The sequence below is a fragment of the Streptomyces changchenzhani genome, from assembly GCF_039766235.1.
In the GTDB taxonomy this organism is placed as follows: domain Bacteria; phylum Actinomycetota; class Actinomycetes; order Streptomycetales; family Streptomycetaceae; genus Streptomyces.
The window spans coordinates 1713568-1728402 of sequence record NZ_JBDHNH010000001.1 but is presented as its reverse complement, the minus strand read 5'-3'; the positions used below and the strand labels follow the sequence as shown (position 1 = coordinate 1728402).

At 65.3% G+C, this 14835-nt stretch carries 12 protein-coding genes and 3 tRNA genes; 9 read left to right on the top strand and 6 right to left on the bottom strand.

Annotation, left to right across the window (positions count from 1 at the left end):
* Window positions 1-47: 47 nt before the first annotated feature.
* A complete protein-coding gene (locus ABCR94_RS08115) occupies window positions 48-3041 on the top strand; it encodes a DUF499 family protein (RefSeq protein WP_521976410.1) in 2994 nt (997 codons plus the stop codon).
* A 782-nt stretch (window positions 3042-3823) separates the two neighbouring features.
* Here the strand turns inward: ABCR94_RS08115 and ABCR94_RS08110 are convergent.
* Entirely contained in the window at window positions 3824-4939 is a 1116-nt protein-coding gene (locus ABCR94_RS08110; RefSeq protein WP_347118382.1) for a helix-turn-helix domain-containing protein, read from the bottom strand.
* A 243-nt stretch (window positions 4940-5182) separates the two neighbouring features.
* Between ABCR94_RS08110 and ABCR94_RS08105 the strand changes: the two genes are divergently transcribed.
* The 5 genes from ABCR94_RS08105 to ABCR94_RS08085 are packed head-to-tail and all read left to right on the top strand — an operon-like array spanning window position 5183 to window position 8451.
* Window positions 5183-6088, top strand: a complete 906-nt coding sequence (locus ABCR94_RS08105) for an AAA family ATPase (protein WP_347118380.1) — start codon at window positions 5183-5185, stop codon at window positions 6086-6088.
* Between the two features lie 19 nt (window positions 6089-6107).
* Window positions 6108-6554, top strand: coding sequence for a CBASS system Cap8 protein (locus ABCR94_RS08100; protein WP_347118379.1), 447 nt, complete (start codon window positions 6108-6110; stop codon window positions 6552-6554).
* Complete coding sequence (locus ABCR94_RS08095; RefSeq protein ID WP_347118378.1) at window positions 6551-7054, top strand: hypothetical protein; 504 nt, start codon at window positions 6551-6553, stop codon at window positions 7052-7054. The genes ABCR94_RS08100 and ABCR94_RS08095 overlap by 4 nt, the downstream gene beginning before the upstream one ends.
* A 24-nt stretch (window positions 7055-7078) precedes the next feature.
* Window positions 7079-7945, top strand: a complete 867-nt coding sequence (locus ABCR94_RS08090; protein ID WP_347118377.1) for a CBASS oligonucleotide cyclase — start codon at window positions 7079-7081, stop codon at window positions 7943-7945.
* Entirely contained in the window at window positions 7942-8451 is a 510-nt protein-coding gene (locus tag ABCR94_RS08085) for an S-4TM family putative pore-forming effector (RefSeq protein WP_347118376.1), read from the top strand. The genes ABCR94_RS08090 and ABCR94_RS08085 overlap by 4 nt, the downstream gene beginning before the upstream one ends.
* 33 nt (window positions 8452-8484) lie before the next feature.
* Here ABCR94_RS08085 and ltrA read toward each other — a convergent pair whose 3' ends face one another.
* Complete coding sequence (gene ltrA, locus ABCR94_RS08080) at window positions 8485-9750, bottom strand: group II intron reverse transcriptase/maturase (RefSeq protein ID WP_347117696.1); 1266 nt, start codon at window positions 9748-9750, stop codon at window positions 8485-8487.
* Window positions 9751-10323: 573 nt separating this feature from the next.
* On the opposite strand from ltrA, the gene ABCR94_RS08075 reads away from it, so the two are divergent.
* Entirely contained in the window at window positions 10324-10848 is a 525-nt protein-coding gene (locus tag ABCR94_RS08075) for an S-4TM family putative pore-forming effector (protein WP_347118503.1), read from the top strand.
* A gap of 73 nt (window positions 10849-10921) precedes the next feature.
* Here the strand turns inward: ABCR94_RS08075 and ABCR94_RS08070 are convergent, their stop codons facing one another.
* The 4 genes from ABCR94_RS08070 to ABCR94_RS08055 form a co-directional block, all read right to left on the bottom strand.
* Window positions 10922-12136 carry a tyrosine-type recombinase/integrase gene (locus ABCR94_RS08070; RefSeq protein ID WP_347118375.1) on the bottom strand — a complete coding sequence of 405 codons (1215 nt, stop codon included), beginning with the start codon at window positions 12134-12136 and terminating at the stop codon, window positions 10922-10924.
* Window positions 12137-12236: 100 nt separating this feature from the next.
* A tRNA-Ile gene (locus ABCR94_RS08065) sits at window positions 12237-12313 on the bottom strand.
* A 167-nt stretch (window positions 12314-12480) separates the two neighbouring features.
* A tRNA-Asn gene (locus ABCR94_RS08060) sits at window positions 12481-12553 on the bottom strand.
* Window positions 12554-12558: 5 nt separating this feature from the next.
* A tRNA-Asn gene (locus tag ABCR94_RS08055) sits at window positions 12559-12631 on the bottom strand.
* 212 nt (window positions 12632-12843) lie between these two features.
* On the opposite strand from ABCR94_RS08055, the gene ABCR94_RS08050 reads away from it, so the two are divergent.
* Together ABCR94_RS08050 and ABCR94_RS08045 are read left to right on the top strand one after the other, a co-directional pair.
* Window positions 12844-13146: a YtxH domain-containing protein gene (locus tag ABCR94_RS08050; protein ID WP_347118374.1), complete on the top strand. Its 303-nt coding sequence runs from the start codon at window positions 12844-12846 to the stop codon at window positions 13144-13146.
* Window positions 13147-13267: 121 nt separating this feature from the next.
* Window positions 13268-14704 (top strand): FGGY family carbohydrate kinase, encoded by a 1437-nt coding sequence (locus ABCR94_RS08045; protein WP_347118373.1) that lies wholly within the window; start codon window positions 13268-13270, stop codon window positions 14702-14704.
* Window positions 14705-14835 lie beyond the last annotated feature (131 nt).

The following is a 14835-nucleotide window of genomic DNA, read 5'->3' as shown; positions in this document are numbered from 1 at the left end:
ACAAGCACCCCACGAGCGCCCATGCCCACCATCCCAGGAGAACAGCAGTGACGACGAGCGTGACACCGTGGTGGAAGGCACTGAAGATCCGCCAGGAGATCTTGAATGCCTCCGGCGAGATCGACGACATGCAGATGTCGCTGTTCCGGGCCGTGCACGGCACCGGCACGGACCGGCCGCCGTACGCCGACGCTGGCTACTACGGTGACATCACCCACCCCGCCGGGCGACTAATCGACCTCCTCACCGAGATCGCAGTCCGCGTCGGGGGCGGTGACGACTACCTCAAGGCCCGGGCCGTCACCCGACTCGACCAGGGCATGGGGGGCGGCAAGTCGCATGCGTGCATCGGCGCCTTCCACCTGGCAGCCCACCCCGAGGCACTGCTGGCCACCGAGCTCGGCGAGAAGGTCGCCGAGCGGGCGAAAGCCAAGATGGGACGGCAGCTCGCGCACGACCTCGGACGGCCGCACGTGCTCGTCCTGCCGTGCGACAACATGACCGCTGGCGCCGGGGTGCAGGAGCTCGACGGTCCGGCTGTGAGCCTCTATGAGCGATTCCTGTGGCGGCTATTCTCCAAGGATTACGCCCTCTACGAGCGCTACCGGCCGTTCTGGAGCGACAAACATAAGATCGCCGAGGCCATCCGGGCAGTGAATCGGCCCGTGCTGATCATCGTCGATGAGGTCCTTGACTACATTGGCAACGGACTCGACGGCGCGAACAAGCCGGACCTCGCAGCTCAGGACATGGCCTTCTTGCGCGCTCTGCTCGACACGGTCAGCGACGTACCCCACGTGGCCATGTTGATGGTGATGATCGCGTCAGACGTCGACAAGACCGCGCTGTCGGCGGCAGCCAAGGAACGACGCGACGATCTGAACACCCTGCTCGAACGCAACGGGAAACCGGACACAGTCACCGAGGCAGGCGACTTCGCCGACATCCTGCGTCGGCGGCTCTTCGACACCGAGCCCGCCAACGAGGTCCTCACCGCGACGGCCGCCCTCTACGAGCCTGTGCTCAACGACAAAGCATGGAACAAGCACGTCTGGGAGCAAATGGGCGCCGACTGGCGGCGCGACTGGTCTGCCGAGGTCGCAGCCTGCTACCCCTTCCACCCCATGCTGATGAGCGTAGCGAAGGAGGAATGGAGCAGGGTCACCGGATTCCAGCGCGTCCGATCGACGATTAAGATCTTCGCCGCCACGGTCTACGCCCTGCAGCAGCGAGGCAAGGCGGGAGGGTGGGTGCCAGCGCTCATCGGGCCGGGCGATATCCCACTCTCAGAAGGGCCTGTCCGAGAAGCCCTCCTCGGAAGCGGTCTGGTCGAGGACGAACGTACGACTGCTAACTACCGGAGCCTGGCTGAGATCGAGATCGTCAACCACGACGGCTCCTCAGGAACCGCGTGCAGGCAGGACCTTGAGCGCCCCGAGACCCCGTGGGTCAAGGCCAACCCGCACGCGGCTGAACGCGCGGCCACCTTCATCTTCCTGGCGAGCATCGTTGGCACCCTGCGCCCCGGGCGTGGACGCGGCGCCAGCGCACCGGAGGTCAAGGCAGCCACCAGCGTCCCGGACACCAGCTACACGATCACCGACGCCGACAGCGTCGTCGACGAACTGGTCAACCCGGACCGTGGCATAAGCGCCCTCGACATCGTCCGCGGCCAGGGCAATAACAAGCCGGCCCGCTACTTCCTGTCCACTCGGCTCACTCACCGGATGCTGGTCAACAACATCCGGCGCACCATCACAGAATCCGAGCGGGACCAGGTCATCGCTGAGTTCGCCCAGAAGCTGGCCAACAGCGGCCCATTCCGCGAGCTCAAGTTTGTCCCCGCAGACCCTCATCGCACCGCGACCGAAGTCATGGCCACCAGCGGCCTGGACACTGCGTACACGGCCCGGCTCATCGTGCTCGACCCTGCGCAGTTCAGCCTGCGCAATGGCATGGAGAAGTCCACCCTCGAAGCGCTGAACGTCGCGATGGGGCTCGGGCAGGGCGCTCAGCAGCTCCCCGTGCAGTGGGCCAGCAGCGCTGTCTACGCGGTAGTGAACACCCAGCGCCGCAGCCTGGTGCGCGGCCTGGCCATCGAGTACGTGGCGAGGCAAAGGGCCCTGGCCGCCCCTGCGGTGCAGAACGACAGCGAGCTTAAGTCGACCGGCACCAAGGAACTCGCCGCCGCGAAGGACCAACTGGAAAAGGCCCTCAAAAGGGCCTACCAACACGTCGTCTTCCTGGCACAGCCCGACCCTGACGGAGAACGGTACCTTGACGAGGTCACCCACGACGACGACAACTTCACCGCGCTGAACGGCACCGCCGTCTGGAAAGCGCTGGCCGCTCGGGACAAGGTATTCGACGTAGGGGAATTCACCCCCAGAGCACTGCAGCACAACCTCCGCGAGCAGGACCACGGAAAGACCCTCTCCGACATCCGGGCCGCGTTCTACAGCGCCCCACGGCTGCCCCTGCTCTACGGCGGCGACCGCGACCTCCAGCAAGCGATCTACGACGCCGTGAACGAAGGCCTGGTAAGCATCGTCGACGGCGTGGGCACGGAAGTCGCTGTCACCGCAGCCGGACAAGTCAACCTCGCGAGTACCAGCCTGCGGTTGGCGAAACCCCTGCCCCCGGTGTGCCTGACTTGCGGAGAGCAGGCCCACGAGGGCCAATGCGCAGCAGGCAGTGAAACCTCACCCCCCAATGACTCTCCACAAGGCGGGACCTCCAGCTCCGTCCCGCCGAACGGGCCAAAAGACCAGGCAGCTGGCGCCGGTCGTCCACACGGTGGCGCGACACCACCCGCTAAAGACCAGAAGGTGGCATTTTCGTTCACCAGTAACCTGCTGGCCAGCAGCGAGAGCGCCGACGGCTTCGCCGCACTCTTCCGGGCGTTCTACATGGCCCTGGACGAGAGACAAATCAGCTATCTGCAGGGCACAGTCCAGATTGTGTTGCAGGCCGAGGCAGCCGAGCAGATCCAGCAGCGTCTCAACGACCTTGGTATCACCGCGACGTTCAAGGAAATCTAGGCGCCGGGTCAAATCGGCTGGGTCAGCATCCGCCATTTGAGTGGCGGATGGGCTTCCGGGTGGCACGGCTTCCGGTCCCAACCCTCGCGCCGCTACATGCCGGATCACGCTGGCCAATTAAGGCTGGCAGTAGCGAATCGGCGAACAGATGGAGAGTCCGCATCGGTAACCGGTGCGGACTCTCCTACGCTGCTGGTTCGGACGCAGACAACGCCACCGCTCGTGCCCTGGTCGACAGCCTGACTATCAAATGGCATCAAGCGTCTACCCTCGCGCCCGCCAGCCGCCAATGCGTGATCTACATCACGGATGGGGACTGTCGAACTGTCTCATCAAGGCCATATCTCCATCGACTGCCCGCCCGACGTTCGGGTACGGCCTTCGTAGGGCCGGACGTCTTGTGTCTCATGAGACATACGAAATATGGAGAACACTTCAACCACTCCTGCCACCAGCCGACGCACCTGCGACTGGGGACAGCGGCGGAGAACCGGGCCGAATGGCTGGCCCGCCGCAGAGACCCGGGTAACCCCCTCGCAGACCTTCGAGGCCCGGCCGGACGCTCCGCGCGATCGGCGCTGCTATCCGCGCCGGCCAGGAAGGCGGGAGGACCAAAGCGGAAATCGCGACAATCATTAAGGCAGCGATTACAGCGGGCCACCCACTTAGCCTCTGGTGACCTAGCAACCGACTGAGCATAGATCGCTAAACAACGTCCACGCTGAGACAACCGCCACTGCTACCTCCTACGCCTTCGGGCCTTAGCGACCGCGAGCGGTAGGTCAGAATTCCACGCGTGGGCGTTCGCTGATATCTCGGCCGAGCAGGGTTCGAATATCATCTTCCGGAAGCCCAGAGTGGTTAATGAAATCCGCGAAGGAAAGGCCGGTTGTTTCCATCAATTCTAGTGCCCTTTGCAGGAGAACCGGAACCTCTGGATTTCCAAGAGGGCCTGGCTCCACTTTCCTCCACCCCCGGACCGACAAGGCTTTCCACCCTTGCGCAAAGGCGTGTTCGCTCATGACACCAAGCGTCTTCGCTCTGACCAGTAGGGCGGCTAGCGAGACGTGCCATCTTGCCTTCAAGTGGAGAAGTGCAGGCCAGTCTAGCCGTTCGGGAAGTTCGGGTCTGATGTCCTCGGCTGGCATAAGAAACGCGGCGGCAAACTCGTGGGCCTGACTCTCAGTTCCCTTATCTCTCGTTTCCCCACGGAGGCCGTGCAGGACCAAATGACCTAGCTCGTGGGCCGCATCGAAACGGGAGCGGTCGCGCAGGCCCTTGTCGGCCCCGAGAGCAACAACGGGCCGGTCTGGGAAGTCGACACAGAATGCATCAACTTTTTCGATACTGACACGAAACCGGACGACAACCGTTCCATTAATTTCCAACAGCCGAACAACATCTTGAACTGGACCGCGTGAAACGTTCCAATGGTCACGAACCCGGGCTGCTGCTTGTTCGATGTCAGCGGACTGACAAGGTTCCCCTTCGCCAATCGGGTAGCGGGGCAAATTCAGATCGGGCAACACGACATGTTTTTCGAGCTCAAGCGCGAGCTCTCGCGCTAGGTGCACATAGGCAAGCGCCTGTTGCCGATCCCGGGGAGAGGTGGACCGCAGGCTGCGGAAGAATCCGTTCAACTGGTGTTGGGCAGGTGGGCGGGCAGGAGCGGCGAAGAACGACGGCGGCACCCGCAACGCGACCGCAAGCCGACGAAGCGTCGATGTGGCCGGCCTGCTGTGCCCGTTCTCAAACTGGCTGACCGAGGCCGCGGTGATGGAGCCGACTTCTCTGGCCAGCTGCACTTGAGTGAGTCCACGGAGTTCGCGCGCCATCCGCAATCTGGCGCGGTCGAACAGAGCCGCCACATCGCCGGGGTCCAGTTGCGGGCCGTTCATTGCGTTCGCCTCCGCGTCAGTCGACGCCCGCCGATCAGCGGACAGGTTTCGATCTTGAGGGTTTCGCTCGCATCTTAGGTCCCTCTTGGTTACCGAGCTGTAAAAACACACGGAACCCCGCACGACACGCCGAACCAGCTGTTCCGATTCACACGCCCCTCCTGTCGTGTACCGTACCGGCCAGCAGGAAAATGGTGTTCAAATCTGAGGTCATCTGCCCTTCGTGGGGACGGAGTTGAGGGTATGAAGGTTCAGGAGTGCGTGCTGTCGGACGAGTTGGTAACCGCTAACTCGCCAGAAGTCGCCTTGTGGGACGCCATCGTGGTTCCGAGGACGATCAAGGAACGACTCCGCAACCAGACCGTATTGTCGCTGCTGGTGCGGCCCGACCTTCCGTTCGAGGTGACGGCCTTGCACGGATTGTGCACTCTTTACGGCCCTCCCGGCACCGGCAAGACCACCCTGGCCCGGGGCCTGCCGGCGCAGGTAGCCAGCTACGTCCCCGGAGGCGAGGTCCGGCGGATCGAGATCAACCCGCACGGGCTGATGAGCGCCGAACACGGGCAGTCGCAGCAGCGGGTCAGCGAACTACTCGGCGAGTACGTGCCGGGTCTCGCGTCGGACGGCACGCCGACCGTGGTGATCCTCGACGAGGTCGAATCGATGGCGGTCGCCCGCTCGGCGGCATCACTGGCTGCCAACCCCGCCGATGTCCACCGCGCCACCGACGCGGTACTCACGGCCCTGGATCTCAACGCCACCCAGCACCCACACCTCTTCTTCGTCGCGACCAGCAACTTCACCAGCGCCCTGGACGAGGCCTTCCTCTCCCGCTCCGACGCTGCCATCCTCATTCCCCTTCCCGAGCCCGAGGCCCTGCGGGAGATTCTGACCTCCACACTCCTGACGTTGGCTGGCAAGTACCCGGCCTTGGGTGATCTGGCGCGCTCCTCCGCCATGGACCGCATCGCTGAGACCGCTCACGGCCTGGATGGCCGCCGTACGCGCAAGGTGGTCTTCGAAGCCCTGGCGCAGCGGCTGGACACGGTGCTGGACCCCGGCCGCCTCACCGAAGACGACTTGGCCGCTGCAGTACGCAACGCCGTCGGGGAGACGAGCCAGCCGGAGGTGCCCCGTGCGGCGTACTAGGCAGGTGGCAGCCTCTCCTATGCGCAGCGCCAGCGGAACCTGGGCAGTGATCGCGGACCTCGTGGCGGACACCGTGGAGCAGTCCTCCGAGCTGTCCCGCGACGAGGCGGTGCAGGCGATGTCGGCCGCCGAGCCGGTCGGACGGATGCTGATCGCGGCAGGACACCTGCAGCAGCACCCGATCACCTTGGTTGTCGGCAAGGTGCACTGCGAAATCACGACGGTGTCCGGCACAGATGCGCTGACGTTGGAGGAGAACCTCAGCCCTGTCCTCGGCGCGGCGGGCGCCGACGTTTTCACGATCTACCTGCCGCCCCCGGTCCCGCTCCAGGAGCAGGTGAAGGCAGCCGCCGACGGTCACGCCCGGTTGTCCGACGCTGTGCCGCCCGCTCCGGAGGCGAAAGCTGCCAACTCCGGTCCGCTGATCGACCGTGAGGCTCTGCGACGGGCGGTGGGCCAGCGATGACTTCCACCTATACCTACAGCTACACGCGGGCCCATACCGCCACGCACCTGACCGACGTCATCCTCGGCACCATCACCGACATCCTCGCCGACCTGGGGATCGACATGGACCGGCTGCATCACGACTGGATGCAGAACGAGAACGCAATCAAGGCGTGGATCGAGGAGGGTTCTCTCGACACGGTGGTCGTGGAGTGCCGCCAGCCCTCGGGCACCGTGGCGCCGGTGATCGAGTTCCCGGTGTCCTACACCACCTCTGGCGACGGCAACGCTGAGTTCACTGCCTCCCGTGCCCGGGCCGCCCGCTTCCGAGCTAAGTTCGACCAGGTACCCACGGGCACCACCCACCGGCTGTTCTGCACCTTCAACGGACCCCGCACCCCACAACCGGGTTGGGGCCCCGGCCAGCGGGCGAGCACCGACGGCCTGCGCAGCATCACCTTCGGCACTCTCGGTTCCGCTCCGCATGCCTCGACCGGCATGCGGTATCACCACAGCTGAGACCACGGGCAGGGAGACACCGGTATGGGATACATCGACGACGCCTTCACCAGGCTCAAGCACAACCTGGAGATCACCCAGACCGAGCAGGACCTGGCGAAGGCGCGGCACGAGGCAATCCGCGACTTCGTCCGGTCGCATTGGGACCTCTCTGACGACTTCCTCACCGGCAGCTACCGGCGCGAGACGAAGACGAAGAAGCTCAAGGACATCGACATCTTCGTGGTCCTCGACGCCAACGGCTCCCAGGCAGGTTTCCGCGACCAGGCCCCTATCCAAGTGATCAACGCCTTGGAGACCCTGCTCCGGCAGAAGTGGAGCTCCGCCGCCCGTGACGGTATGGCCGTCGTCATCCCCTACGGCCCCGACGACGAGGTCATGTCGATCGACGTAGTCCCCGCCTTCAAGCGAGCCGACGGTGGCTACTACATCCCCAACCCTTCTGCAGGTGGCTGGATTGCGACCAACCCCAAGCGCCACCACGAGCTGAGCATTGCCAAGAACGCCGGCTGCGACGGCAAATTCGTACCCTTCGTCAAGATGGTTAAGGGGATCAACCGCGAACTCAGCGAGCCGGTGTCGCCCTCGTTCCTGCTGGAGGTCATGGCCCAGTCACTGGTGAAGCCACCGATCGGGCGCTACCAGGACGAGGTCGTGCTGTTCCTGGCTACCGCTGCCGAACGCATTGGCGATGAGTGGCCCGACCCCGCCGGCTTGGGCGGTGACGTCAACGCCGTCATGAACGCGACTCAGAAACTCGCCGCGGCCAACGCACTCAACCAGGCCCGCGCCATTGCAGAACGGGCGGTCGACCTGGAGGACGAGGGCCAGGAGCGCGCCGCCTATGACGAGTGGAAGAAGCTCTTCGGGAACCGGATGACCAGGCCATGAATCTCTCCACCGATTCCGGCGGCGTGCATGGGATCCCGCCTCGGGCCATCCACGAGCGGCAGCTCGACGACGACATGCTGCTCCTCCAGCGCGCGGCGTCGGCAAGCCATCACCGCGGCCAGCTCCTCGAAGCCGTGCGCGTCACCGTCGCCGTCGCCCTCGCCGCCGCCGGCGTCCTGATCACCTTGATCGGCCACGGCCGGACAGTCATCTCGATCATCGGATTCCTCTGGTTCGTCGTTTCCGCGTTCCTACTCAAGGGCCTCGCTGGCAACACCGCCCGCCAGGGTGCGCTGCTCCAGGAGATGTTCGACATCGCTCTGTTCCACTTGCCGTGGCGCGCCACGGTTGCAGGCGATCCCATCCCCGAACCTGACGTCCGTCGTCTCGCGCGTAAGCTCCCCCGAGGTGGCGCAAAGGACAAGCGCATCACTGATGGCTGGTACGACCCGAGTCGAGTAGCCGGGGGGAGTTTCACCCCCCGGCTCTCGCAGAACCGTGCGTAAAGATCTCTCTTTACACGGCTCTTGCCGTTCTGATCACCAGGCTGAGGACGCTGCGGTGGTCACCTTCCAGTGCGCGAACATACGGGGGTATCGCTGGGCGATGTCCCGCATCTTCGAAAGGGCCTTGCGCAGCGCCGCGAGCCGCTTGTACTTCTTGCGGATCCATCGCACCAGGTAGGCGTTGATGCGCTGTAGGAGGGGGGTCAGGGCCGATTGGTAGAAGCGGCCGTAGTAGTTGACCCAACCCGCCACGATCGGGTTGATCCGTCGGGCGAGTTCCACGAAGGAGAGATCGGACCGTCGGTGAAGACGCCAGCTGCGCACTTCCCCGCTGATCCGTTTCAAGGCGTCCTTGCTGATTGCAGGCTCGAAGGACAGGAAACGCCTGCCCCACTTGTCCTGCGACTTGCGCGCGCGGAACGTGTACCCGAGGAAGGTGAACTCCATGTGCTCATAGGAGCCCTGGCGTTGCCCGTCCCGGCAGTAGACGATCCTGGTCTTGTCGGGGTGCAGTTGCAGCCCGACCTTCTCCATCCTGTCCGTGAGCGCGGCCAGCACTTCGCGGGCCTGACGCTCAGTGACGCAGTGCACGACGGCGTCGTCTGCATACCGTTCGAACGTGACGGTGGGATGCTCCCGGGCCAGCCACATGTCGAACGCGTAGTGCATGAACAGGTTCGCGAGCACGGGCGAGACCGCTGATCCCTGTGGGGTTCCACGGTCCCGCTGTTGCAAGGTCCCGTCGGGCAGTTGAAGCGGCGCTTGGAGCCATCGCTTCACATATAAAATCACCCAGACGGCATCGGTGTGCGCTTCCACTGCCTTGACGATGAGGTCCCATCGGACGCTGTCGAAGAACTTCTGGATGTCAAGCTCGATCACCCAGTCCTTCTTCCAGCAGCGTCGTCGGCAGGACTCCACCGCATCCAGCGCCGAGCGCCCCGGCCGGTAGCCGTAGGAATCCTCATGAAAGACGGGCTCGGCCCGGTCCATGAGGTGCCTGGCGGCTACGGTCTGGGCAACTCTGTCGGCCACCGTGGGCACGCCCAAGATCCTTGAGCCGCCGCGGGGCGACGACTTGGGGATCTCCACCGCACGTACCGGCGGCGGGAAATACGTCCCGGACGACATACGATTCCAGATCTTGTACAGATTGTTCTTCAGATCCTTGTCGAAGTCCTCAAGGGACTGCCCATCCACACCGGGCGCACCCTTGTTCGCCTTAACTCCCTTGTATGCCTCCCAGACTTCCCGCTTCGAGATCTCAAACGGCTTGCCTGTTGACTTCAACGTGTCCATATAGTTCCTCCCGGAGAGCGTCCGGTTGTCTAGATACACAACGTCACGAATAGCCCGACCCCTTCGCTCCACCTCTATTACAGAGGCTTCATCACTACTACGAGCCGGTCCGCCGGCGCGCCTCGTATCGGTACTCGATCCCTCGCGGTTTCAGCCGCTTGGGACACTCCCTCTCGCCACCCCTACCAGGGCAGACAGTGCCGAGGAGCGCCTTCTCCTGTTCCGTACGGAAGCGGCAGATCAGGCTCACGTCGTCTTCATGCCGGACACCGCCTGGCCAATAAGCGGGCACCCGCCAGGCTCATCCCGGAACCCGTTGTACGTCCCGGTTCTGATGTCGTCTAAGAATCTTTCGACACTTCAGCAACGATTCACTTGCGTTCGTCTTCCTGATCCCCACCTGACGCCTCTTACGACGCCTTTTCCTCAATCGCTCACCACGACAGTCATTAGCTAGCGCAGCATGAGGCGGTTTGAAGCCTCCCCCGCAGGGCGGCTCCGAAGGGCCAAACACCTTCATCTCCCGTACAGCACTACTTCAAGGCAGCTTTCCTACAACCAGCTCCTCTACGTATTCAGGACACACCCAACGAGGTTCACCACCCCTACGACGTGTTCATCGCCCAGGAACAGAACCTCGCCTGGGACGCCCGCCTCCGCCGCCGCTACGGTCACCTCATCGCCACCACCGCGATGCTGTGGGCCGCTATCGGTCTCATCGCCGGTCTGGTGGTCGCGGGCGTCACTCTGGGCGACACTCTCCTCAGCTTCTATGTCCCGTCTCTGGCGGCATTCCAGATCGCTTACGAGATTTGGTCCGGTCAGCGCAAGGTGGCCGACGAACGCGACCGACTCACCAAGGTCGTCAGCGCCGAGCTACACAACGGACGCCCCGGCCCCGTCCTCGACGACGAATGGCACCGCCTACGAAACGTCGCACGGGACGTGCAGGACGGCGTACTCCGCACCCGCCTGGATACCACCCGAGTACCCGAGTGGTTCTACAGACACTTCCGCGACGACGACGAATGCGACTTCGGCGACACCGCGGAAGGCCACCGCCTCCGCCTCGCCCAAATCACGCCACCACCCAGATAAGTTCGCGCCGTCACGCTCCAACCTCACCCAGCGAATTGTCCTCGCAGCACACGGAGGCCACATTGGCAACGCCCTACGGGATCACAGCTCCCATAGCCCACTCGACGGCGGCCACGACCTCGTCGTCCGAAGCTTCCAGTAGGTGCCCGTACCGGTCAACGGTCGTCGTGATCGACTCGTGGCCGAGGCGAGCCTGTATCACCGGCAGTGGAACCTTGCCGGCGATGAGCCAGGAAGCGTGGGTATGGCGAAGGTCGTGGATGCGCGGCCGCTTGGTGAGACCGGCTGTATTGGCCGCGTCCAGGGCGGGCTTCCAACGATGTGCGTAGAACACGCCGGAGTGCCAGGCCCCGCCCTCCGGTGCGGTGAAGACCAGGTCGGTTGGCTGCTTACCTAGACAGCGCCGCTGGAACAGTTGTACCTGCTCCGGGGTGAGCACGAGAGTCCGTCGCGACTTCTTCGTCTTTGGGGCACCGAGGAATGTCCCGCCCTCACCTCGCCGCTTCCAGGCACGCTGCACACGGAGCGTCGGCCGCTTCGACGCGAAGGTGAAGTCCCGGGGCTGTAGTGCCGTTATCTCACCCCACCGGAGGCCGGTGCTCACCAGGACATCGACAATGTCGACGGCGTCGGCACGCACATACGTCTTGAGGAGGGCGTACTCCTCGGGTTCGAGGAAGACCTCGTCATCCTCGGTGTCGTTGCTCTTGGGCAAGCGCGTGTGGGCGCAGGGGTTCGAGTCGCGCAGGGCGGGATCGGCGCTCACGGCGGACTGGAAGATGCTGTAGAGCAAGCCGTGGAGGTTGGCAATGGTCTTCGGGGCGTACGCCCGGCGCTTCGTACCCGCTGGGTGCAGAGGGCCGGGTCTCCCGTTCTGAAGGTCCAGAATCCACCGGCTGACGTGGTCCCGGGTAAGCCTGCTCCCGCGGTCGGAGACTGACAGCTCGCCGAACCACGGGATCATGTGGTTATCGATGAACCTTGTGTAGTTTATTCTGGTGTGCTCCGATATGTCCGTTAGCAGCCCCACGTAGGCGTGCGCATAGACCGGAAACTTCTCCGAGTCCGGCATCGGCGACCCGCCCGTCTCGACGAACCCCCTCCCCTTGAGCCACCCCGGCGGCCATTGCTGTCCGTGACCGTTGACCAGATCGCGGAAACGTTTCGCCTGATCCTCGTCATCGAAGGTCTCACGGCACCAGTCCCCTGTTCGGGACCCGCCAGCCCGCCAGACGATGGTGTACGAGGGGTCTCCCGACAGCCGGGAATTGGTCTTGATCGAAGCCATGGAGAAATCGTACGGGGATTCGGTGTGGCGTTTGTGTGGCGAACGCGACGCCTGCGCTAGCGTGAAACCTACATTCTCGCAGGTCACGACGTTTCTGCTGTGGTGGGGCGGGTGGGACTCGAACCCACGGCCGACGGATTATGAGTCCGCTGCTCTAACCGGCTGAGCTACCGCCCCTAACGGCGCGTCGCGCACATATGTGCGCGCCGTCTGCCGCAGCATAGCCGGTCATACGATCTCCTGCCTCGGATGGTCGGCAACGCCTGCCCATCAGGACTTCATGGCCACCTGCCCGGTTCCCAGGCACACGAAAAAGGACCCCTGAGGGGTCCTTTTCCTTGCTGCTCCCCCGACTGGACTCGAACCAGTAACCCTCCGGTTAACAGCCGAATGCTCTGCCAATTGAGCTACAGGGGACTGCGCTCCCCCGACTGGACTCGAACCAGTAACCTGCCGGTTAACAGCCGGCTGCTCTGCCAATTGAGCTACAGGGGATTGCTGCGTTGCACCGAACGTACCCACCGGATGGCGTCCCGGGAAGCGTGTGCTCGCTGCGACACATACATTAGCGCAAGCAGGGGGGTGCTCCGCCAATCGGTATGCCCCCTGGGTGATCACGGGTGCCTCCGGGTAGGCGGCCAGCACAGCCCCGCCGTCCGGAATGCCCCGGCAGCAGGGGACCGCCGACGTAAAGAAGGGTGGCAGCCATGCGCTACCGACTCACGTTCATCGCCGGACTGGCCCTCGGGTACGTGATCGGCACCAGGGCCGGACGCGAGCGCTACGAGCAGTTGAAGAAGTCCGCGCGTCAGATCGCCCAGAACCCGGCGGTGCGCAACGCCGCCGAGTCCGCGGCCCACAACGGCCGTGACATCGCGAGCAAGGCGTTCAACACGGTCAGCGACAAGGTCGGGGACCGGATGCCCGATTCGGTGGCCGAGCGGGTGCGCTCGCTGCGTGAGCGCAGCGGCCAGAGCGGCGAGGACGACTGGGGTACGACCAACACCTAGCCCCGCGCCCGACCCGTGGCGGGTCCGTCCCAGCCCCGAATAACCGCTCCACCTGCCGCGCCCGGCCGCCGATGGCCGGGCGCGGCGCACCATGCCCGGCACATGCGGCAGAATCTTGAGCATGGGGATAGTCGCCGGCTTGGACAGTTCGTCTGCATTTACGCGCATTGTGGTGTGCGACACCGACACGGGTGCCGTGCTGCGGCAGGGGTACGCCCCGCATCCCGTGGAGGCGAAAGCCACCGAGGCGGATCCACAGGTGTGGCTGCTCTCGCTGGGCGAAGCCGCGGCCGGTGGGCTCCTTGAGGGCGTCCAGGCCATCGGGGTGTGCGCGCAGCAGCACGGCATGATCCCGCTCGACGGGCAGGGCTCTCCGGTACGTCCGGCCCTCCTCGGCAATGACAAGCGCGCCCAGGTCTCGGCCGCCGATCTCATCGACGCCCTCGGCGGGCGCCAGCCGTGGGCCGAGGCCGTCGGGTCGGTGCCGCAGGCGCCGCAGCCGGTGGCGAAGCTGCGCTGGCTGGCGCGCAACGAGCCGGAGGCGGCGCAGCGCACCGCCATGGTGATGCAGCCGCACGACTGGCTGGTGTGGCAGTTGCTCGGGCGGCCCGCCCGCAGGACCACCGACCGGGGTGCGGCGTCCGGCACCGGCTACTGGTCGGCGGCCACCGGCACGTACCGGCCCGATCTGGTGGAGCTCGCGCTGGGGCACCCCGCCGCGCTGCCCGAGGTGCTCGGCCCGTCCGACGCGGCGGGGACCACCCCCGAGGGGCTGCTGATCTCCGCCGGTACGGGCGAGACGATGGCCGCGGCCTTCGGGCTCGGTGTCGGGGTGGGTGACGCGGTCGTGTCGCTGGGGGCCTCGGGTTCGGTGATGGCCGTGCACCACGAGGCACTGGTCGATTCGAGCGGGCTGATCACCTCGTTCGCGGACGCGACGGGGATGCATCTGCCGGTCGTCCACACCCTCAATGCCGTACGGGCGCTGCGGGGCACCGCCGAACTGCTCGGGACGGATCTGGACGGGCTCTCGGAGCTGGCCCTGAAGTCGTCGCCGGGAGCGTACGGGCTCGTACTTCTGCCGTATCTGGAGGGCGAGCGGACGCCGCAGCTGCCGCACACCGCCGGGACGCTCAGTGGGCTGCGGCGCGAGTCGATGAAGCCCGAGCACCTGGCGCGGGCGGCCTTCGAGGGCATGCTCTGCTCGCTCGCCGACGCGCTGGACGTGCTGCGGGGCCGCGGGGTGGAGGTCAGGCGGGTGTTCCTGCTCGGGGCCGCCGCCGAGCTGCCCGCCGTGCAGGCGGCGGCGCCCGCGATCTTCGGTACGCCGGTGGTCGTGCCGCAGCCCGCGGAGTACGCGGCGCTGGGCGCGGCCCGGCAGGCCGCCTGGGCGCTCGGCGTCTCGCAGGGCGCACTCTCCCCGCACACCCCGCCGGCCTGGCAGGGCGCGGCGGTGCAGGTGTTCGAGCCCGGCGAGGAACTGCCGATGGGCCAGGCCGTGCGACAGCAGTACGCAGCGACGCGGGACCAGATCCATCCCGGCGCGTTCGATTCCTGACCGGGATGCGGCGGTCCGCGAGCGGGCTTGGGCGGTTCCGGGGGCTTTGTGGATCCCGGCGCAAGTATTGACCCCTGGTTGACGTAATCCCTTGGAATTCCCGGGGTCCGGTGGCGGAAGATGGGGCGGTC

Coding starts and splice junctions, on each gene's coding strand:
- ABCR94_RS08110 (WP_347118382.1), bottom strand. CDS start 4,939: ATGAACGGCCCGCAACTGGACCCCGGCGATGTGGCGGCTCTGTTCGAC.
- ABCR94_RS08105 (WP_347118380.1), top strand. CDS start 5,183: ATGAAGGTTCAGGAGTGCGTGCTGTCGGACGAGTTGGTAACCGCTAAC.
- ABCR94_RS08100 (WP_347118379.1), top strand. CDS start 6,108: ATGCGCAGCGCCAGCGGAACCTGGGCAGTGATCGCGGACCTCGTGGCG.
- ABCR94_RS08095 (WP_347118378.1), top strand. CDS start 6,551: ATGACTTCCACCTATACCTACAGCTACACGCGGGCCCATACCGCCACG.
- ABCR94_RS08090 (WP_347118377.1), top strand. CDS start 7,079: ATGGGATACATCGACGACGCCTTCACCAGGCTCAAGCACAACCTGGAG.
- ABCR94_RS08085 (WP_347118376.1), top strand. CDS start 7,942: ATGAATCTCTCCACCGATTCCGGCGGCGTGCATGGGATCCCGCCTCGG.
- ltrA (WP_347117696.1), bottom strand. CDS start 9,750: ATGGACACGTTGAAGTCAACAGGCAAGCCGTTTGAGATCTCGAAGCGG.
- ABCR94_RS08070 (WP_347118375.1), bottom strand. CDS start 12,136: ATGGCTTCGATCAAGACCAATTCCCGGCTGTCGGGAGACCCCTCGTAC.
- ABCR94_RS08050 (WP_347118374.1), top strand. CDS start 12,844: ATGCGCTACCGACTCACGTTCATCGCCGGACTGGCCCTCGGGTACGTG.
- ABCR94_RS08045 (WP_347118373.1), top strand. CDS start 13,268: ATGGGGATAGTCGCCGGCTTGGACAGTTCGTCTGCATTTACGCGCATT.